The sequence below is a fragment of the Pseudobutyrivibrio sp. MD2005 genome (assembly GCF_000621865.1).
In the GTDB taxonomy this organism is placed as follows: Bacteria; Bacillota; Clostridia; order Lachnospirales; family Lachnospiraceae; genus Pseudobutyrivibrio.
In genome coordinates this window covers 46,828-67,701 of record NZ_JHXE01000021.1, presented here as the reverse complement: position 1 = coordinate 67,701, position 20,874 = coordinate 46,828, and the positions used below count along the sequence as shown (strand labels likewise).

The 20,874-nt window shown below is 32.3% G+C and carries 19 protein-coding genes; 18 read left to right on the top strand and 1 reads right to left on the bottom strand.

Annotated elements, in window-relative coordinates; translation table 11 throughout:
• A partial coding sequence (locus tag T498_RS17015) for a hypothetical protein (protein ID WP_330372279.1) occupies window positions 1–456 on the bottom strand: 456 nt, incomplete at its 3' end.
• A gap of 290 nt (window positions 457–746) precedes the next feature.
• On the opposite strand from T498_RS17015, the gene T498_RS0108675 reads away from it, so the two are divergent.
• From T498_RS0108675 to wecB, 18 genes are all read left to right on the top strand, one after another.
• A complete protein-coding gene (locus T498_RS0108675) occupies window positions 747–1,067 on the top strand; it encodes a hypothetical protein (RefSeq protein ID WP_028235573.1) in 321 nt (106 codons plus the stop codon).
• Between the two features lie 120 nt (window positions 1,068–1,187).
• Entirely contained in the window at window positions 1,188–2,558 is a 1,371-nt protein-coding gene (locus T498_RS0108670; protein WP_028235572.1) for a hypothetical protein, read from the top strand.
• 58 nt (window positions 2,559–2,616) lie between these two features.
• Window positions 2,617–3,444 (top strand): LicD family protein, encoded by an 828-nt coding sequence (locus T498_RS16235; protein ID WP_051524686.1) that lies wholly within the window; start codon window positions 2,617–2,619, stop codon window positions 3,442–3,444.
• 16 nt (window positions 3,445–3,460) lie between these two features.
• Window positions 3,461–4,174 carry an IspD/TarI family cytidylyltransferase gene (locus T498_RS0108660; RefSeq protein ID WP_028235571.1) on the top strand — a complete coding sequence of 238 codons (714 nt, stop codon included), beginning with the start codon at window positions 3,461–3,463 and terminating at the stop codon, window positions 4,172–4,174.
• A gap of 33 nt (window positions 4,175–4,207) precedes the next feature.
• The gene (locus tag T498_RS0108655) at window positions 4,208–5,434 is read left to right on the top strand and encodes a hypothetical protein (RefSeq protein WP_028235570.1); all 1,227 of its coding nucleotides are present in this window, start codon (window positions 4,208–4,210) and stop codon (window positions 5,432–5,434) included.
• Window positions 5,435–5,457: 23 nt separating this feature from the next.
• Window positions 5,458–6,624, top strand: a complete 1,167-nt coding sequence (locus T498_RS0108650) for a glycosyltransferase family 4 protein (RefSeq protein ID WP_028235569.1) — start codon at window positions 5,458–5,460, stop codon at window positions 6,622–6,624.
• Window positions 6,625–6,652: 28 nt separating this feature from the next.
• A complete protein-coding gene (locus T498_RS0108645; protein ID WP_028235568.1) occupies window positions 6,653–7,714 on the top strand; it encodes an NAD-dependent epimerase/dehydratase family protein in 1,062 nt (353 codons plus the stop codon).
• A 57-nt stretch (window positions 7,715–7,771) separates the two neighbouring features.
• Entirely contained in the window at window positions 7,772–9,022 is a 1,251-nt protein-coding gene (locus tag T498_RS0108640; protein ID WP_028235567.1) for a hypothetical protein, read from the top strand.
• A 24-nt stretch (window positions 9,023–9,046) separates the two neighbouring features.
• Entirely contained in the window at window positions 9,047–10,195 is a 1,149-nt protein-coding gene (locus tag T498_RS0108635) for a polysaccharide pyruvyl transferase family protein (RefSeq protein WP_028235566.1), read from the top strand.
• Between the two features lie 13 nt (window positions 10,196–10,208).
• Window positions 10,209–11,963, top strand: a complete 1,755-nt coding sequence (locus T498_RS0108630; protein WP_028235565.1) for a Coenzyme F420 hydrogenase/dehydrogenase, beta subunit C-terminal domain — start codon at window positions 10,209–10,211, stop codon at window positions 11,961–11,963.
• Window positions 11,964–11,987: 24 nt separating this feature from the next.
• A complete protein-coding gene (locus tag T498_RS0108625) occupies window positions 11,988–13,520 on the top strand; it encodes a lipopolysaccharide biosynthesis protein (protein WP_028235564.1) in 1,533 nt (510 codons plus the stop codon).
• Window positions 13,508–14,659 (top strand): NAD-dependent epimerase/dehydratase family protein, encoded by a 1,152-nt coding sequence (locus T498_RS0108620; protein WP_028235563.1) that lies wholly within the window; start codon window positions 13,508–13,510, stop codon window positions 14,657–14,659. Before T498_RS0108625 ends, T498_RS0108620 begins: the two co-directional genes overlap by 13 nt.
• A gap of 13 nt (window positions 14,660–14,672) precedes the next feature.
• Window positions 14,673–16,178, top strand: coding sequence for an AMP-binding protein (locus T498_RS0108615; protein ID WP_028235562.1), 1,506 nt, complete (start codon window positions 14,673–14,675; stop codon window positions 16,176–16,178).
• Window positions 16,179–16,191: 13 nt separating this feature from the next.
• The gene (locus T498_RS0108610) at window positions 16,192–16,416 is read left to right on the top strand and encodes a phosphopantetheine-binding protein (RefSeq protein ID WP_028235561.1); all 225 of its coding nucleotides are present in this window, start codon (window positions 16,192–16,194) and stop codon (window positions 16,414–16,416) included.
• Window positions 16,417–16,459: 43 nt separating this feature from the next.
• Window positions 16,460–17,659: a diaminopimelate decarboxylase family protein gene (locus T498_RS0108605; protein ID WP_028235560.1), complete on the top strand. Its 1,200-nt coding sequence runs from the start codon at window positions 16,460–16,462 to the stop codon at window positions 17,657–17,659.
• Complete coding sequence (locus tag T498_RS0108600; RefSeq protein ID WP_028235559.1) at window positions 17,643–18,701, top strand: acyltransferase family protein; 1,059 nt, start codon at window positions 17,643–17,645, stop codon at window positions 18,699–18,701. Before T498_RS0108605 ends, T498_RS0108600 begins: the two co-directional genes overlap by 17 nt.
• Window positions 18,691–19,725 (top strand): acyltransferase family protein, encoded by a 1,035-nt coding sequence (locus T498_RS0108595; protein ID WP_028235558.1) that lies wholly within the window; start codon window positions 18,691–18,693, stop codon window positions 19,723–19,725. Before T498_RS0108600 ends, T498_RS0108595 begins: the two co-directional genes overlap by 11 nt.
• Window positions 19,718–20,872 carry a non-hydrolyzing UDP-N-acetylglucosamine 2-epimerase gene (gene wecB / locus T498_RS0108590; protein ID WP_028235557.1) on the top strand — a complete coding sequence of 385 codons (1,155 nt, stop codon included), beginning with the start codon at window positions 19,718–19,720 and terminating at the stop codon, window positions 20,870–20,872. Before T498_RS0108595 ends, wecB begins: the two co-directional genes overlap by 8 nt.
• Window positions 20,873–20,874: the final 2 nt, after the last annotated feature.

Below are 20,874 nucleotides of genomic sequence, written 5' to 3'. Positions count from 1 at the left end.
AGGAATAAGAGCATGAGTTTTACCGCAAGACTCACAGTAAACGCGAGGGATTACCACTTGTGATTCCTGACGTTTGCCGTGATAAAAAGAAATGATGTCTCTTGTATAAGAGGCGTGCATACGGCAACAGCCCTTGGCGTGGCATTTAGGATTTGAGCAGATTTCTTCTGACAGATCTACAAGGGATAAAGAAGCATTAAACAAGTCGATATCAGAAATTTTAGCATCAGAAATTTTACAAGAAATTATCTTGCCAAGCTTGGCGTTAACTCTTATCATAACAGTGTGGCACGGTATACCAAATGGTGTCCGTGGTTTTTTGAGAGGAAGGAGAGCCAAACTTTGGTCGGGGAGGCTCCCTTCTTTTTTGTTTACAGTTACGTAGAACTTATAAGATAAGGATAATAATTTTTGTAAAACAATACAATAAAAAAAGTGTCGCTTAAAACGACGCATAGTAAGAGCTAAAGGAGATGGCCTTAGACTTCAGATTGTCGCAGACTTGTCGTCTGAGGTAATTAGAATTCGGCGGTCAACAGTACAACAAGGGAAAGGGCGTTAGGATATCTATTTCTCATGACATAATAAATAGCATCAAAGAAAAGAATAATCTATCCGTTGTAAATAAGAAAAATGGAGAAAAAGTTTGTGATATCTGTAAGAATGACTGTGATGTAGTTGTTGGCGATATATTGTACTATCATAGGTATTGTGATAGCAACTATGCAGAAATAAGAATTCATAACATGAGTAATACAAGGTTTTCAAAAGTAGAATTAGAAAAATATGAGTCTAAGCATATATTTGGAGTTAAAGAGTGTAGTTGGGCAGGCGAGGATGAGGTTAGGATTCTTGTTACGTTAAAAGATGAAGTGTTTAGAAATTTAGATAAAGATAAAGAGTATGCAATTGCATATGATTTACCAAATGATTATATAGGGGAGAGAAAATCAATTACATGTGGACCAGAATGTGATGAAGAAAATCTGAAGAATTTAGTTTCATCATATTCAATGTCGGGGCTACTAAATAAAGTGAGAGTACCATTTTGGAAGGACGAAGATTAGATGCTTTTGCCTATATAAACATAATTGGTGTTGACTTGTTATATAAGAGATTATACATTTTTTCAATAATATGTTATAATCTCTTTATTTGTATTAAGGAATTATTAGTATAGACATATTATGGAAGAAAAGAGATTTGTTACATACAATAAATCAAACAACAAAATATATAGCGTATTCCAAAGATTTATCACATCCCCTACTGTCGAGGGATTTTTTTTCGCAATGGTTTGCACAACATTGTTCGTGGGCTCGATGTTTCATGCATGGTGGAATCTGAGCTACAAGTACAGATTTGGAGAGATAAAAACCGTTAATTGGTTTTCAGATTTTAATTTCTTTGCAATAGTAATGCTTGTGGTAGCGTTATATTATTCCGTTAGGAAGGTTTATTATGGGAGAGAAATTAAGTTTGATTTTGCGCTGGCTTTATTGTGTCAGACAATGTGCTTGGTGGCGGTGGTGGACTATCATAATCAGGATTATTCCAATATTCCGTATGCATGGATATTGCCTGCGGGTTATATAATAGGAAAGGCTATTGTTGGAGTTGACTCTAAAGTTGTTTCACAAAGAGTTGAATGTGTTTTTTTTTCATTGGCCTTTGGAATGTTTATTGCTTCGGCAATGGATTTTTACAAAAATTTTCAGTTCGAGCCTGAAAATGGAGGCCTTCATACACACTCATGGGAAAGCTATTGGGTAAGTGGACTTATTGAGAGTAGATGTACATATGAGCTAGGGTTTATTCTGATAACAGCCTCTTGTGGATACATGCTATATCGTGCTAGAAAACATATTAGCATTCTTGGGCTAATTATCCTAGTAAATTTGATAATTCAACATTGTGATATTGAGACCACAGGTAGAGAAAATAGAATACTGTTGCCTGTAAATGTGCTTTTATTTCTTGTTCTGTTCTTTTTCGATAAGTATAGAACTGCTGACAGGAAGAGAAGAAACTTATATCGAATTGTAATTGTAGCAGTAATTAGATGTGTGGCTTTAGTTATACTGGCCTTCTATAAAAACTGGAATGTGATGTATGATAAGTATCTTCTCAGTAATTGGGCCACTGGGGGTGGAATACTAAAGAATGATCGATTTGTTATAAATCAGGACGCTTTTCAGGCAATGCTGCGATATCCCACTGATGATTGGGCTAAGTATGAAACCATTGTATATAATTATAGTATTTCGCATAGTTTATTGCTTGAATATGGGAGAGCTTATGATATCACAGTGTACATTGCATTGGTTTTGTTTAGATTATTGATCATAAAAGATGCTGTTATTTTAATGATTAAGAAAGGTATTGGGAATACTGTAAAATATTTTTTGATTCCAGCATTTTTAAGTATAAATATATACTATTCTATGGAACCAAATGCTTATGGACGTAGATATTTTTGGCTGATTGGCTTAATTATTAGTGGAATGATTATAGCGGTTATAGAATTGTGGTCATTTGATAGCAAAAATCTTACTTAACTAGATATATGTTTTGCAGTTAGAGCAAATTATGGTTAATAAAGAGGAGAAATTCGTAATGATAAATAATGATGAAATAATACGTAATGATGTACGAAAAGTTCAATTAGAAATTTTAAAAAAAATAGATAATGTATGTAAAAAGAATGATTTGAGATATTATCTTGCATTTGGTACATGTATAGGAGCACTACGCCATAAAGGGTTTATACCTTGGGATGACGATATAGATATATTAATGCCTTATGCTGATGCGAAAAAGCTAATTGGACTTCAATCTGATTTTGGAGATAAGTATTTTGTGCAGAGTAGAGAAACAGATAGAGATTATCGTTCAATTGCTATGAGAATTAGGGATGAAGATACTACTTGCATCGAGGCCGATGAGGTGGATTTGAAGACCCATAAAGGGATATATGTTGATGTTTACCCGTATTATGAATGTTCAAATAATAGAATTATAAGGCTAATTGATATATTACGGTCTAATTTACTAAAGGTTCTTGTTAATAATAGACCACCTGTAAATCATGGTGGTGTGACCGCGAAAATGTCAAAAATTGTACTTGGCTTTTATTCTGAAAAGAAGAGGTTGGCTAAAATAGAAAAACTAGAGAAAAGACTTGCTTCTGTAAAAGGAGATGAGATATTGGATTATTATGGGCAAGATATTACCATGTTTACTGCAATATCTTATCCTAAAGAATGGTTTGGCGAGCCAAAGTTGCTAGAGTTTGAAGGCATGTATTTTAACGGAGCGACAGAACCAGAGAAGTACATGTCAAAAAGATATGGTGATTATATGCGACTTCCACCAAGGGAACAGCAAGTGGTACATCATACATATATTAAAATAAATCCATATAAAAGTTATAAAGAGTATTAAAAGGGAGGTAGAGCAAATGTCAAATGTTGCATTATTAATTGCGGGTGGATCTGGTAATAGAATGAATCAGGATATTCCAAAACAGTTTCTTACGGTAAATGAAAGACCTGTTATAGTGTACACTTTGGAGGCTTTTGAGAAACATCCAGAAATCGATGCAATTGCGGTTGTATGCATCGAAGGATGGGAACAGGTTTTACGTGCTTACGCAAAGCAATTTAATATAACCAAGTTACAATATGTAATTCCAGGCGGCAAAAATGGTCAAGATTCAATACGTAACGGTGTTATGAAATTAGAAAAACATTATGATGCTGAAGATTTAGTTCTTATACACGATGCAATTAGACCAATGGTTAGTGCTGAAATAATATCAGATAATATTCGAGTGGCTAGAGAACATGGTAATGCGGTAACGGTTATTCCATGTGCAGAAGCGATGATTGAAACAGAGGATGGAGAGATTTCAGTTGGCAGCTATCCGAGAGACAGATTAAAAAGAACACAAACCCCGCAGGCATTTAGGATAGGAGACATATGCCAATTGCACCGAGATGCATTGGAAAGTGGTATAACAAACTCTGTTGCATCATGTACGCTCATGATTGAAATGGGAAAAAAGGTTTATTTTTCGGCTGGATCAGAAAAAAATATAAAGCTAACAACTGTTGAGGATATCGATATTTTCAAGGCTTTGTTGGTAGCAAAACGTTCAGATTGGTTAAAATAATAAAATTAAAAATATGGGAAATATGGGTTGATAATGCAAAAGGATAAAGAATACAAATTATTATTTCTAGTAAGACAATATGCACCAGTTCCAAAAGTATGCGAGATTTGTGTAAAAAGAGTTAGGGATTCTTTACTTGCTTTAGGGATAAAAAGTGATGTTCTTCAATATACTGGTGAAGAAGGTGTAGTAGAATCAAATGAATGTGGAACGGTTTATTCTATAGGTGCTGGTGAGGGATTATTGAACACAACAATTGAAAATAGACTTATCCATTTTTTTAATAAAGCATCAGTAGCTTATAGGTGGCCAAGATATTTTAAATATGAGTTAAACTCGAAATATAGAAAAAAAATAATTGAATTAGATTTGATAAATAATTATGATGCGGTGATTGCAGTCGCCCTACCAGTTGATACTATTATTTCTAGCATAGGATTAAAAAAATTAGTTTTTTATGAGTTAGATTCTATATCAAATAACCCTCAGAATAATGGATTTATTAAGCAGCTTTTAAGATATCGAGTTAATAGAATCGAGAAGAAGGCATTTGATGCAGCCGATTTAATTATTCATATGGAATGTAATCGTAGTTATTATAAGAAGAAAAGGTATGCTAAATATGAAGAAAAATCATGTTATTCAGATATACCTAATTTGGTGCCTTTCCCTCATTCAGAAAAAAATAATAGTGGAGAAAAAATTATTTGTTCATATTTTGGTACTTTATTAAAAGATATAAGGAATCCTGAATATTTATTGAAAATATTGAATTCCGTAGGGCAACATATTGATATTGTAGGCGAGTTTTATTCGCGAGGGAATTGCGAAGATATACTAAGACATGAAGAAAAAACAAGCAATGGTTTGATAAAAGCAATGGGGTATGTTACCCCAGAAGAGGTTGTACAACAACAAAATAAAGCTGATATATTGCTTAGTATTGGAAATAAACTATCGGGTGAGGACAGGTCACTTCCATCTAAAATATTGGAATACATTTCGATAGGTAAACCAATAATTCATGTTAGCGGGGGAAATAATGATAGTGCAATATCCTATTTAAAAAAATATGGTCTAGTATGCATTATTTATCCTGAGGATGACCTTGAGTTAAATGTAAATCGTGTTGTAGACTTTATATGTTCGTCAAAAGAGAAGAGAATTGGTTTTGATACAATTAAAGAAATGTTTGAAAGTAATTCGCCTGATTACACCGCAAATATTATTAGCACGTATCTTAAATCGGGACATAGTTAAATATTAAGAGGATTGATTTTAAAATGAAATGTGTAGCACTTGTACATCATACAGGAGAGCTTGGAGGAGGAACGAAATCATTAATAGATATGGCAAATATGCTATGTGAACGCTATGAGGTGATAATATGTGTTCCTAAAGGCAGATTATTGGAGGTAGAATTTAATAAAGATAATATCAGGGTGAAGGAAATAAGTGTAGTGCCGCATTTGAATTTATTCTCAGGTGCGAGTCCTATAATATCTAAGGCGTCACTAACGTCTATAAAATCGTTGTTTGGAATAAAAAGATTTTGTGACGAGATTAATGAAGTTGAACCTGATTTGATAGTTTTTAATTCTATTGTATGCTCTGTTGCAGTCATTGGTGGATTAAATACAAAATGTGCTGTCATTGATCGTGAGACTTTAACGAATAAGTTTCAAATAAGATTGTATCGTAATCTATTAGAGAAAATGAGTGGTGTTGCATTTTTGTGTGAATATGAGCGAAAAAAATTAGATATCAATTCTGGAAGGAAAGTTGTGGTACTTCCAGATTGCGTTCCTCAGGAAGATTTATGTGTGGATAATGTCTTGAAAAAACATGGTAAACCAGATGGTATAATGAAAGTATTATATATGGGTGGGTCTTCAAGACTGAAAGGGGCTGAGATTGCTCTTGAGGCAATGACGAAGGTAAATGACAAGGTTAGACTTATTGTAGCTGGGCGATTCGAAGTTAGAAGGTTTTCATTAAAAAATATCTTAATACATTTATACAATCCCATTTATTGTAGACATTTGATAAGGTTAAGGAAAGCTTACAGGAAAACGATTGTATTAAACAATATTGAGTTTGTTGGTCAACAAAAAAATATCTATCCATTGATAGATGACTGTGATTTGGTTATTTTTCCGTCAACAAAGGTTCATCAACCGAGGCCATGTATTGAGGCTGGATATTTTAAAAAACCTGTAATAATATCTGATTTTCATGAGACGAGAGAGTATTTCATAGAAGGGTATAACGCTCTTACATTTAGACCTAATGATTCATATGATTTAGCTGATTGTATAGAGTATGCATATAACCATAAAGAGGTGATGATATTATTAGGAGAAAATAACTATTTAATGAGTAGAAAATACCACGATTATGAGATAATTAAAAAAGAGTTTAACGGTTTTATTGATGGAATGGTTTACTAATTAAAGGTAGGAAGATTGAGAATTAGAAATGAATATATATAAAAATGAGCTGTGGATAAATGATTTGGATGTAATAATTGGTAGATTTCCTGAAATAGCCAAATTTGAAAATCATAATATATTTATTACAGGAGCAACTGGATTAATATGCTCTGCAGTTATAGATGTATTAATTAGATGGAATGAGACACATGAAAAAAACATTAATATATATGCTGCGGGAAGAAACATAAAGAATATTACAAATCGATTTGGTTTATATTGTAAATGTAGTTATTTTCATGTAGTAGAATATGATTCTACAAAAAATATAATAATGCCTAATAAAATTGATTATATAATTCATGGTGCAAGCAATGCTTCACCTAATATAATTATTAAAGAACCGGTTGAGACTTTGATGAGTAATATTTTTGGCGTAAAAAAGTTGCTGGATTACGTGAGAGATAATAAAGCAAAACGGCTACTTCTTATTTCGTCATCAGAGGTGTATGGTGAAAATAAATCTAGTAATCCTATAAGAATAAATAATTATGGTGGAATTGATGTATTAAACCCACGAAATGCATATTCAATTGGTAAATGTGCTGCGGAGACATTATGCGCTTCGTATTATGATGAATATGGAACGGATTCGGTAATAGTCCGACCTGGACACATTTATGGTCCGACAGCTAGAGAAGGAGATATGAGAGTTTCGTCCTTGTGGGCATATGATGTGGCAAGGGGGAGAGATATTATTATGAAAAGCGATGGCCAGCAGATTAGAAGTTATTGCTATTGTTTAGATTGTGCATCAGCAATATTAAAGGTTTTGTTAGATGGAAAAAAAGGAAGTGCTTATAATATTTCAAATCCTGATTCAATTATTAGTATAAGAAGATTGGCAGAAATAATGACATTACAAACAGCAAGCAATATATCTTATGAAATACCATCAAGCGATGAAAAAAAAGGTTTTAATCCTATGGCTAATTCTTCTCTGGATAGCTCAGAACTAATTGAAATTGGTTGGGAAGGTTTATTTGATGCAATAACAGGTGTTAATCATACTGTAGAGATAATAAAAAACATCATAAATAATGGTTAATATGTGAAAGTATATTCTGATTAACAACAGTTTAGACAAAATAAATAGAGGTGAATTGTGTTCCGTTTTAAAATAAATGAAAAAACAAAGATTTCAATTGCGAGTGATACATTAATAGTGTTTTCGTTGTATGTGTTTACTATATTATATAATATACCAATTACAATATTAATACCGAATATTATAAGAAAGCCATTATTGTTAATAGCAATAATGTCTTTTATGTTGGGTTTAGTAAAAAAAGGTTCTATATATCTATTTGGTTTTGTCGGATTGATTTTTTTTGAAATTGTATATTACAGTTATTCGTGGTCAGCAAAATTGAGTTTTTCATCGTATATATTTCCAGCAGCGGTTAGTGTGGAATTTTATGTTTGCGCACTATTAATTCTAGATAAAAAATTAAAAGTATCATCGAAATATCTCAGATTTTACACGATCGTTATACTAATAACTACGTTAACAACTGTATTAGGATTGATTCATTATCCAACAGCAATTAGAACTCTTGGTCAAGTGGCTGATGATGTGAATTCATATTGGCAAAACTATTATCGAAGTCTTAATATGGCTGGATGGAATGCGCTCTTTGGAATAGCTTTTTTTTGTGGAACGTTATTATACATGTTGAAAATGAAGAAGGAATTTTTGATTTTCTTAACACTACTATCTAGTATTGTTTGCGTTGTGTTTTCGCAGTTAATGTTTGCAGTGCTACTGATGATGTGTTTACTGTTCTTTGTGTTTATAAATGATACATATAAACGTATGATTGCTAAAATGATACCGTTCACATTGTTGTTTTCAATATTATGGCTTGGGAAAGCAAAGATACTAATGTGGTTATATGGAATTATTTGTAACACAAAGATGGATATGTTGGCCCTTAGGGTAAAGAATTTATATAATTTATTCATATTGAAAGATACTGATGGCGATGCTGGTGCTAGATTTGAAAGGTATTCAAGAAGTATTAATACATTTGTACGTAATCCTTTTGGTAGATATTTTAGTCAAGAAAAGAATCCATTGGTGGAAATTGGATTTCACAGTGATTTTTGTGATATATTGGGAACGGTAGGTTTTTTGGGGATTATTGTTATAACCATTGTTATTATCACGATGTATAGAAAGATTAAATTAATAAAGTATCCATATGAAAAACGCTTTTATATATTTGAAGTTTTCACTTTGTTAATTATGTTTATAATCAATCCAGTTATATCACATCCACATATGTGGTTAAGTACATTAGTGATTCCGTTATTAGCGATAGAAAAGATGAATGGAACGGATAAGGTTTTTTAAATAAGATTTAGATAGGATAAAAAAATGAAGATTGGTATTATAACAATGTATTATAATTCATCGAATTATGGTGGAATACTACAAGCGTATGCATTGACTGAAGCAATAAAAAAAATGGGAATAGATTCAGAACAAATATGTTATAATCATTACTCGGCTTTTTCGGCTAAGAGAAGATTGAAAATGAGATTGAATCGTTATTTGCCCATTATGAAAAACCCCATAAACATATATGTACAATATAAAATAAATCGTAGAACAAAAATAATAGTTAAAGACGCTAAAAAACTGGTACCACATTCAAAAAATGTGTTTGGTGAGCGTAATATAAAATCATGTGTGTTAGATTATGATGTTTTTATAACTGGCTCAGATCAAGTGTGGCATGGAGACTGGCCTGCGTATTTTTTGGATTTTGTTCCGAATGGTATTAAAAAAATTGCGTATGCAGCTAGTACAGGCAAATCGTTTCTAACAAAAAAGGAGATAGATTATATAAAAGAAAAGACAGAGAGTTATACTGCTATTTCTGTTAGAGAAAATGATATAAAAGACCAATTGTCAAAATCTATGAAGCAGGCTGTTAAGTGGGTTTTAGATCCGACACTGATTTTAGATAGGCAAGATTGGGAAGATATAGTATCAAACAAAAAGAATGATAAGCCATATATGTTCTGCTATTTTTTAGGAAGAGATAAAAGAATCAGAGATTTAGCAAAAGCATATGCATGCGAACATAATATTGAAATCATAACAATACCTCACATGCAAGGGAGAGTGGAATCTGTTGATTTAGGTTTTGGAGATATGCAATTATTTGACACTACAGTTGAGGATTTTTTGAGTTATATTAAATATGCTAGAATTGTATTCACTGATAGCTTTCATGCAAGTGTGTTCTCGCATATTTTCGAAACACAATTTGTATGTTTTGGTAGAAGTGAACATAAAGAAATGAACAACAGAATGATATCGCTAACGCAGTTATTTGGAACAGAAAATCATTTTATACATGAAGAGAAAGATTTTAATATTGATTATATTAAGTCGATGCAAAATATTGATTATACAATTGTACGACATGAATACAATCTATTGAAGAGAACGTCATTAAGATATTTATATGATAGTATAATGACTCAAAATAACAAATCATTAGAACAGAATAAGTGATGAGGTATATGTAATGATAGATATAACTGAAAAATTATGCACTGGGTGTACTATGTGTGGCCAGATTTGTCCCACTGGAGCAATTGAATTTAAAATTCAAAATGGATTTAGACTACCAGTTGTTAATATCGAAAAATGTATAGACTGTCATCTATGCGAAAAAAAATGTCCAGCAGTGGGCTGTGCAGTAGAAAAGAATTCATATCCAATTGTTTATTCCGCATGGAGCAAAAATACGGCGCAACGTAGAAAATGTACGTCAGGTGGAGTATGTTATGAACTATCAAAGTGCTTTATAGAACAAGGTGGATATGTATGTGGTGTTGCATGGTGTGATAACTATAAGAATGCAGAATATATAATTGTTAATTCATTGGATAAACTAGATTTGATTACACAATCAAAATATTTTCAACCAGAGATGAATGATATATTTGTAAAGATTAAGGAGCTATTAGATAGACATGAAAAAGTAATGTTTGTAGGCACGTCATGTTCTAATGCTGCATTGCTATCATTTTTGGGGAAAAAATATCAAGAATTGTTATGTGTTGATTTTATTTGTAGAGGATACACCTCACAATTATATCACGCTAAGAGAGTTGTTGAATTAGAACGAAAGTATAATTCTGAAATTGATTTTATACAATATAAAGAAAAGAGTATAGGTTGGACAAAGTTTGGAACTAGGTTCAATTTTAAAAATGGCGAGAGTTATTATATTAATAAGGATGATGATCCATATGAATATATGTTGCAAATTGATGATTATGTAACAAGAGAGTCTTGCTTTGAATGTCAGTATAGAACATCAGAGAGAGTTACGGATGTAACTCTAGGCGATTTTTGGGGAATAAACGGAGTTACGAACGAAGATCGTATAAATGGCGTATCTGTTGTTTTATTAAGTAGTGAAAAGGGTATCAGTTTTTTTAATTCAATAAAAGAGTCACTTGTTGTGGAAAAGAGAGATATATGGGAGATAAAAAAGGGGAATCATTGCTTAAATGGTCAACTTCCATACAAAGAGGGACGAGAAAGATTTTATAAAGATCTTGAATCAGATTCTATCAGAGAGATTCATAAGAAATATGGAAATGTTAGAATGTTCAAAATGAAAAAAAGAAAAGAAAAATTATTAAAGATAATCGAATTGTTGATGAAAATTGATAAAATTTCTTTTGTTTATTACAATTTTCTATGTAAAAAAGTAACTAGGGACAATAGGAGATATATATTTCCATATAAAGGAAGCAGAATTGTGATGGATGAAGGAGCAAAACTGATAGTTCATGCAAATGTTTTTTTTAATGATTTTAAACATAAAAAATCTAATGAAGAGACCTACATACATATCTACTCTGGTGGGGTAATGGAAATTAACGGCAGAGTTCGAGTCGCAGCCAATAGTTCTATTGATATATTAAAAGGGGCGCTGTTAAAAGTTGGGAAGACTGATACAAATTATGGCGCTGTAATTGTGTGCTCTAATAGAATAGAACTTGGAGATGGAGTTGATATGGGGAGAAATGTAGTTATATACGACAGTAATTTTCATCCAACTAAGTTTAACGAAAAGATTAAAGGGAGACCTCTAATAATAGGCAATCATGTTTGGCTATGTACAGGGGTAAGCATTGTAAAGGGATTAACAATAGGTGACGGAGCGATTTGCGGTATTAATTCAACTATAGTAAGAGATGTTAAAGCGCGTAGTTCTGTTTTGGGTAATCCAGCAAAATGCGTTATGGAGAATGTTGAATGGTGATAATTATAACAGGTGGTATGAAAGATGCGGAATGAAGCAAACAAGAAATTGGCAGTGGTGATTTCTTATTGCACAATGATTTTACAATTTGCAGTAGTTTTTTTTGTCACCCCTTTTTTGTTAAGGCAATTAGGAAAAGCCGAATACGGGCTATTTCAGATGATTTCATCAACAGTATCGTATTTGAGTTTGTTAGGATTTGGATTTTCTGCATCATACATCAGATTTTTTTCTAGATACAAATCACAAAATAATCATGAAGGTATTGCTAGGTTGAATGGCATGTTTATGCTGGCTTTTTTATTAATGTCGGTGGCATGTATTATTTTAGGATTATTAATTAGCTATAATATTGATGCAGTATTTGGAAATGCAATTGATGATAATAATCATAGAGAGGCATTTATTATGGTTATCATATTATCAATTAATATGGCATTGACGTTTCCTAAAAGCATATTTGTTTGCAATACAACAGCTCATGAAAGATTTGTTTTTCAAAAGAGTGTTGTTTTGTTCATAGATATAATTTCTCCGGTTTTGCAGATTGTTCTTGTTTTAATTATGAAAAATCCTGTGGCGGTTTCGATAGCAATACTAATGTCAGCATTAGTAGATTTTTCTATAAATTGTGTTTATAACATAAAAAAGCTAGCAATGCCGTTTTCATTTAAATCATTTGATTGGAACTTGATGAAAGAAATTGGAGGGTTTACATTTTTTATTTTTTTAAACCAGGTTTTAGATTTGCTTAGTAGCACAAATATTGATAATTATCTTATTGGGAGAATATGTGGTACAGATTCCGTGACTACATATACTATGGGAGGAAAGATTAGTCAAATGTTTTATTCTGTTGCCGCTCCAATTTCAGCAATATTTGTACCTACAATTTATAGGATTGTCGATAGTGGAGAAGATAGTGATAAATTGACTAAGATTTTTACTAAAGTTGGTAAAATCCAGTTTGCTATTTTATATATGGCTTTTATGGGATTTGTTCTATGGGGAAAGATATTTTATGAATTATGGATTGGAAAAGGGTATGATGATTCATATTATATTGCAATTACGCTTATGGCGTCATTAATTATCGCGTTGTCGCAAAATATTGGAATAGAGATTCAGCGAGCGGTTAATAAGCATAGAGCAAGATCCGTAGTTTATTTATTGATTGATATTGGAAATGTTTTGATAAGTATTCCGCTTATTATATATATGGGTCCAATTGGTGCTGCGGTTGGAACCGCAGTTGCTATGTTGTTAGGGACGGGTATATTTATGAATACATATTACAAATATGCAATAGGAATCAATATAAAACATTATTGGGCTAACACGTGCAAAATAATTATATATACTATACCATGTTGGGCAATTGCGTATTTTGTAATTAAATATATATCCTTTAATTCGATTGCAGCCTATATATTGCAGATTCTAATATTTGTATTTACCTATGGATTGATAGCCTATTGGTTTGTGTTTGATAAAAATGAAAGAAATGATATTTTTAGTTTAAAAAAGGAAAGGAAAAAAGGAAAATGCGAATTCTAGTTGTTGGTGGTATGGGAATAATAGGAGGAGCAATTACAGAAGCAGCATGTAAAAAAGGTCATGATGTATATATATTAAGCAGAAGAAATATTACAGATTATTACAAAAAACTTGGTGCGAAGGGAATTCAAGGAGATTGGAAAAATGATGATTTTTTGATTTCGATAGTAAATGAAGATTTTGATGTAATCGTTGATACTTTAGTTGTTAAGAAGGAAGAGCTTATTCGCGATACAAGACTAGTAGATGGGCATTGTAGTCATTTTATTTATATTTCTACAGATGCGGTTTATATGCATCCAGATGAGAATGTTTCTGAAGAAAGAAATATAAAGCTTGATGATTTGAAATGGACCTATGGAAGAAATAAGCGTGAAGCTGAATTATATCTTTTTGATGAAGGTGATAATTATTCTTTTAATTGGACCATAGTTCGACCTACCATGACTTTTGGGGAAAAAAGAATTCCTGTAGGATTTGGTAGTAGAAAAAATGAATGGACTTTAGTAAACAGAATAATTAACAATAAGCCGGTATTGAATTATGATGGACTATTTCCACACGCAATGTGTCATACAAGTACATTTGGGGATGCGGTTGTAGAGTTGTTTGGCAATGAGTCTGTGTATGGAGAATGCTATCATATTTCTGACGACAAGACTGTAGTATACCGTGATATATACAATATAATAGGGAGTATAGTTAACAAATCACCTGTAGTGATTGAGGGCGATTTGAATATCCTGAAAATGCTACATTATGGGAAATATGTTGAAATGAATTATGATAAGATACCCGGTTTTACATTAAATAATGACAAAATAAAAGAAGTGGCACCTTCGGCAAACTATGATGTTGATATAAAAAAGGCAGTTTATGAAGAGATAGAATATTTGAAAAATAACTATTCATCTACGCAAGAAGATTTAGAGTATAATATTTTGACGGATGCTATTTTATTATTATACAGGAATAGTAGAAATGATTATGAGAATATGGATAAAATTGATAGCTACATATCATCGCTTCCTAAAGACTATATAAGGATTTTGAAATTGTATATTTTCAAATCTAGAATTAAAGCGGTATTAAGACCGTTATATAAAATGCTTAGAAAAGCTATTGGAATAATTAGATAGGAGGTCTTGTTCTGTGCTTAATTCAGTAGTAAGTATTATTGAAAAATCAATAAAGAAATATGGAAAAAAAATAGCGTATATTGATAATGAGAATTCAGTTAGTTTTGATGATTTGGAAGTTATGACATCAAAGATAGCATCCAGGATTATTCAAATGGGATGTTTTAACTGCCCGATTTTAGTTTTATCAAAACGTAATGTATACACACCAGTTGCATATTTAGGAATAGTTAAATCTGGTAATTACTATGTTCCTATAGATTCTACTCTTAATGAAAATAGAATTAATCAGATTATTGGTGCTACTAAATCCGCTATATTATTAACTAATAGAGAATTGTTGGGTGATATTGAAAAACTTAATTTCGTTGGGAATGTTCTTGTTATAGAAGACTTGATTGAGGCGCGGTTGGAACCATTATTGATAAATGACATGAACAAAAAAATGAATCCAATGATGCCATTATATACTATTTTTACATCGGGCTCTACAGGGAGACCGAAGGGGGTTATAACCTCACATTTAGCGTTGATAAACTACATAGATGCCGTTAATGAGGTGTTAAATTTGTCTGAAGAAGATATATTAGGAAATCAATCGCCGCTTGATTACATAGCGGCAATTAGAGATATATATTTGCCATTATTTACTGGTGCAACGACAGTTATTATTCCTAAGAATGAATTTGCTATGGCATCTGAATTGGCGGCAAGAATAGATAAGCAAGGAATAACAGTTCTTTGTTGGAGCGCTGCTGGATTGGAGATGACATATAAAAGTGGTTTATTGGAGGAGATAAGATCAAATAATATTAAGAAAGTTTTGTTTTCAGGCTCAATATTACCTGGGCGTGTGTTAGAGGCTTGGCAGACACGCTTTCCAACGGCATCGTTTATAAATCAATATGGACCTACTGAAGCAACGGCGTCTTGTACATACTATGTGGTTAAAGAAAAAGCCTCAGCCAATACAGTGCTTCCTATCGGAATACCATATAGTAATTATAACATCTTGTTAATAAATGAAGACGGAACTAAAACCGAGGATGGATCAATCGGCGAAATATGCGTTTCTGGCTTGGGCGTTACACTTGGGTATTTTGGAGATAAGGTATTGTCGGATGAGTATTTTATACAAAACCCGTTAAATGATAAGTATCGAGAAATTATATATAAAACAGGGGACCTTGGCCGATATGATGAGGCTGGTATGCTATTTTTTTGTGGAAGAAAAGATAGGCAAGTAAAACATTTTGGACATCGTATTGAGTTGGAAGAAATTGAACTATATGGGAAAAAAATTGAAGGGGTACAGGAGTGTGTAGCTGTATATGATAATGATAAATCTATACTACATTTTGTGTATAGTGGAGAAGTTGAGAAAAAGGACATTATATTGTTTTTTAGAAATAATGTACCTTCTTTTATGGTTCCAAGGTCCGTTGAGAAAATTGAGGAGATACCGCATCTCCCAAATGGGAAAATAGATATTAAAGCAGTTCAAAAATTAGTTATTTAGAGGAGGATGAAATATGGAAAAACTATTACAAATCTTGGAGGATGTTAGGCCAGATATAAATTTTTTGGTTGAAGAAAAGTTAATTACTGACGGAATTTTAGATTCCTTCGATGTAATTACTATTGTAGAAGAATTGAATAAGGAATTTGATATTGATATTAAGCCCAAATATTTGACAGCAGAGAATTTTAATTCAATAAAAAATATGACGAAATTAATTGATATACTATCTAACTAGTAATTAGTTATAACAGATGGTGGATAAAAAAAGGAGTTAAAAAATGATTGATGTAGAGAAGTTAAATAGTATAAATAAAGGTATAAAAACTCCTTCTTATGTTTTTGATAGGTCTGAATTTTTAAATAGAGCAAAAGAAACAAGGGGATATTTGGGTGAAAAGATTGGGATATGTTTTTCAGTCAAGGCAAATCCTTTTTTGATAAATCCGTTTTTTCGAGCGGAAAATGCATTTGATAAATTTGAAGTGTGTTCTTTAGGGGAACTTCATATATGTATTAAGAATAAGTTGCCAGTAAATAAAATTTTGTATTCTGGTGTTAATAAAAGGTTGGAAGAAGTAGAATTTGCCTACGATAGTGGAGTACGACTTTTCACTATTGAGAGTTTTAATCACCTTAAATATATTGAAGAGATTGGTAAAAAGAATAATGATATAATAAAGGTTCTTCTTAGAATATCTGCTGATACACAATTTGGAATGGATGAAGTTGACGTAATTCAGATAATAAAGGATAGAAATTCTTATTCATCGATTGATATAGTAGGTATACATTACTTTACTGGTACTCAAAAAAGAGGTTATTCGGTTATAAATCGAGAAATAGAGTATTTAAAAGGTTTTTGCTTTAAGATACATAATGAATATGGTTTTGAAATAAGAAATGTGGAGTATGGAACTGGCTTAGGCGTTGAATACTTTCGAGATCAAAAAAGTGGTGCAGTAGCTTTGGAAGAAATCTTGCCAGCATTGCTGTCATTGGCTGAAGTGACTAATCTAACTATAGAGATGGGACGGTATTTTGCGGCGAACTGTGGCTACTATTTTACAAAGGTAGTAGATAGTAAGCAAAATAATGGTGTAAATTACGCTATTGTAGATGGTGGTATGAATCATCTACATTACGATGGACAGATTAGGAGTATGAAAATTCCGTTTCACACTCATATTCATATTAATAATAAGGTTAATAGTGAAGTCAAAACTGAAAAATGGACAATATGTGGAAGTATTTGTTCAACAGAAGATGTGATATGTCGAGATGTGGAGTACACTAATCTTTTGGAAGGTGATATACTTGTATTCGAAAATTCAGGAGCATATTCATTTATGGAAGCAATGTCAACATTTTTATCACGTGAAATGCCGCAAATATGGGCATATTCATTTGATGATGGTTTAAGATTGCTGAGAGATTTTATTTTCACTGAGGTGTTTAACTGTTGTGAAAAAATTGAGTAAAAATGAAAATATTAATTTATCAATTGAGAAAGCACGTGGAATTACGTGCTTTTGCGTTTGTGCTATTCATTTTGGTTTTGAAGGAATATTAGGGGAAAAAATACATGCAATCTTAATGTATGCTGTGCCGTTTTTCTTTATTGTGTCGGGCTACTTTGTATATGATAGTGATTTAGTTGTATTTCAAAAAAAATTAAAGCAAAGAATAAAAAAATACACTATCATTTATATGAAAGCCGCAGTGATTTATTCACTATTAAGTATTTTGGATTGGAAGTTGAAATACGGAAATTTTATTGGAATAGTGGATTGGCTAAAAAGAACAAGTATATTTGAGATTATTGTTGATAATACTTGGCCATTTGAGCTCGGTGGACCTATTTGGTATATATCAGCTTTGGTATATACGTACATTATATTATACTTTTTGTGTAAGAATAGATTAGTAGAACTATGCCTACCATTATCTATTTTTTTCTTATTTATTAATTCTGTATTTACTGAGTTATATGGTATATGGGGCGATGAATTGTTGTTTACAGGTAATTTTTTTACCCGAGGTATTCCGTTTGTATTTCTTGGTGTTGTAATAAAAAGAAATGTTTCTTCGGTTGTTAGAATTAGTAATATTACGTGCGTAATGTTTATTATTTTGGGAATAGTATTACCAGTTTTAGAACTAAGTTTTCTTGATAGACTTGGAATTTTGGTTTATCAAGGGTATTTTGTGGGGAATTTTTTTATGGCAATAGGACTGTTTGTTTTGTGTATAAAATATCCTTTTGTTTCGGGTAAAGATTTATTATTTTGGCTGGGTAATACGTTCTCTTTTGGGATATATTTAGTTCATCAACCGATAGGAGAATTGATAAATGAATGGCTGGTTATAAGGTTACATATAGAGTGGTTTTGGGGAAATTTTAAAGCATTTACTGTTTTTGTCATATCATTTTTATTGTTATTCTTTTATAAATTAGTGTGCGTGTATATTGCTTTTTACAAAGGAAAGAACAAAATATCTGGAGAGAATGATGCTAAATAGAATTACAAAAACAAATTTGATATCTTTTTGGCGTGTGATTTTTACATACCAAATAGCTATTCATCACTTGTATAATAGATATGCTGTTCCAAATTTTTGGATGATAGGTGTGGAATTCTTTTTTATTGTAAGTGGTTATTTGTTAGCAGAAAAGGCAGAAAAAACAAATTATAGTGCTTATGAATATACTGCTTTGAGAATAAAAAGACTTTTTCCAGAGTATGTTGCTGCGTTTTTGTTATGTTCGTTTGCTATACGATACAGTGTTCTTTGGAATAGTACAAATAATTGGAATATTGGCTTCTATAAGGACTGGTTTTTATTGTATGGGTACAAAGAATTGTTGATGATTCATTATTGGCCATGGGGGGGAGATTATAAAAATATGGCCAATATTCCAACTTGGTATATTAGCGTAATGCTATTCTGTGGACTAATCTTATATTCATTATATAGAATTAATAAGAAATTACTATGCGAAGTAATTATTCCACTTTTAATTATGTTTTTTTATACTATATCATTTAAGAAATATGGAAATTTCACAGAGGATGAGTATTTATGTGAAGTTCTTAGTTTAAAGATGATACGTGGATTTACTGAAATGGGAATTGGAATTCTCTTACATGAGTTAAGTAAAAAAGTAGAAATTAAAAGTAAAACACTATATGGAATAGTCGGTTTTATAGCGTTGTCTATTGTATGTATATTATCAATGCACAATGGTGGATACTATAATTACATATATACAATACTAATAGCAATTGGTGTATTTTGTTCTTTTAATTATGAAATTGTCAATGGAAATAGGGTAATATCCATGTTTAGTGCACTATCGTATTCAATATACTTGAATCACAATTTTGTAAGATTGTATGTTATACCAGTTTTATTCGATAGGTTAAATTCAAAGGTAATATTATTGTATTTATTAATAATAACAATGTTTGCATTTGCTATGCATACTCTAATATTATCGTTGGGAAAGGTTATTCGATTATTCGTAAAGATTGGAAATGATTAAATACAATGGAAAACTTAAGTTACTTATTATAGTAGGAACTCGTCCTGAGATTATTAGATTGGCTGCAGTAATTAAGAAGTGCCGCAAGTACTTCGACTGCGTTTTAGCCCACACAGGACAGAACTACGATTACAATTTAAATGGTGTATTCTTCAAGGATTTGCAGCTTGATGATCCTGAAGTTTACATGGATGCAGTTGGTGACAATCTTGGTCAAACTGTTGGCAATATTATTGCTCGTTCATACGAGCTTATGGTTGAGATACAGCCAGACGCTCTCTTGATTCTCGGCGACACAAACTCATGCCTTTCAGCAATCGCCGCAAAGCGTCTTCATATTCCAATTTTCCACATGGAAGCTGGAAACAGATGCAAGGATGAGTGTCTTCCAGAGGAGACAAATCGTCGTATCGTAGATATCATTTCTGATGTAAACATGGCTTACTCAGAGCATGCACGCCGCTACTTGGCTGAGTGCGGTCTTCCAAAGGAGCGTACATATGTGACAGGTTCTCCAATGGCAGAGGTTCTTCACGAGAACCTTGAGGCTATTGAGGCCAGCGATGTTCTTGATAAGCTTGGACTTGAGCCAAAGAAATACATTCTCCTTTCTGCACACCGCGAGGAGAATACTGATACAGAAAAGAATTTCACATCACTTTTCACAGCAATCAACAAGCTTGCAGAAAAGTATGACATGCCAATTCTTTACAGCTGTCACCCACGTTCTCGTAAGCGCCTTGAGGCTACAGGCTTCAAGCTCGACCCACGTGTGAGAATGCATGAGCCACTTGGCTTCCACGATTACAACCACTTGCAGATGAATGCATTTGCAGTAGTATCAGACTCAGGTACACTTCCTGAGGAGTCAAGCTTCTTTACAAGCATTGGAAAGCCATTCCCAGCGGTATGCATTCGTACATCTACTGAGAGACCAGAGGCTCTCGATAAGGCATGCTTCATCATTGCCGGCATCGATGAAAAGTCATTGCTTCAGGCAGTAACAACAGCCATCGACATGAACGAAAATGGCGACTACGGCATTCCAGTACCTGATTATGTAGAAGAGAATGTATCTACAAAGGTTGTTAAAATCATTCAGTCATACACAGGTATTGTTAATAAGATGGTTTGGAGGAAATTTTAGAA

Excerpts from the sequence above, each read along its gene's own strand:
- T498_RS0108645 (WP_028235568.1), top strand. The coding sequence starts at position 6,653 with ATGAATATATATAAAAATGAGCTGTGGATAAATGATTTGGATGTAATA.
- T498_RS0108625 (WP_028235564.1), top strand. The coding sequence starts at position 11,988 with ATGCGGAATGAAGCAAACAAGAAATTGGCAGTGGTGATTTCTTATTGC.
- T498_RS0108655 (WP_028235570.1), top strand. The coding sequence starts at position 4,208 with ATGCAAAAGGATAAAGAATACAAATTATTATTTCTAGTAAGACAATAT.
- T498_RS16235 (WP_051524686.1), top strand. The coding sequence starts at position 2,617 with ATGATAAATAATGATGAAATAATACGTAATGATGTACGAAAAGTTCAA.
- T498_RS0108675 (WP_028235573.1), top strand. The coding sequence starts at position 747 with ATGAGTAATACAAGGTTTTCAAAAGTAGAATTAGAAAAATATGAGTCT.
- T498_RS0108605 (WP_028235560.1), top strand. The coding sequence starts at position 16,460 with ATGATTGATGTAGAGAAGTTAAATAGTATAAATAAAGGTATAAAAACT.
- T498_RS0108660 (WP_028235571.1), top strand. The coding sequence starts at position 3,461 with ATGTCAAATGTTGCATTATTAATTGCGGGTGGATCTGGTAATAGAATG.
- T498_RS0108595 (WP_028235558.1), top strand. The coding sequence starts at position 18,691 with ATGCTAAATAGAATTACAAAAACAAATTTGATATCTTTTTGGCGTGTG.
- T498_RS0108630 (WP_028235565.1), top strand. The coding sequence starts at position 10,209 with ATGATAGATATAACTGAAAAATTATGCACTGGGTGTACTATGTGTGGC.
- T498_RS0108635 (WP_028235566.1), top strand. The coding sequence starts at position 9,047 with ATGAAGATTGGTATTATAACAATGTATTATAATTCATCGAATTATGGT.
- T498_RS0108650 (WP_028235569.1), top strand. The coding sequence starts at position 5,458 with ATGAAATGTGTAGCACTTGTACATCATACAGGAGAGCTTGGAGGAGGA.
- wecB (WP_028235557.1), top strand. The coding sequence starts at position 19,718 with ATGATTAAATACAATGGAAAACTTAAGTTACTTATTATAGTAGGAACT.
- T498_RS0108610 (WP_028235561.1), top strand. The coding sequence starts at position 16,192 with ATGGAAAAACTATTACAAATCTTGGAGGATGTTAGGCCAGATATAAAT.
- T498_RS0108620 (WP_028235563.1), top strand. The coding sequence starts at position 13,508 with ATGCGAATTCTAGTTGTTGGTGGTATGGGAATAATAGGAGGAGCAATT.
- T498_RS0108670 (WP_028235572.1), top strand. The coding sequence starts at position 1,188 with ATGGAAGAAAAGAGATTTGTTACATACAATAAATCAAACAACAAAATA.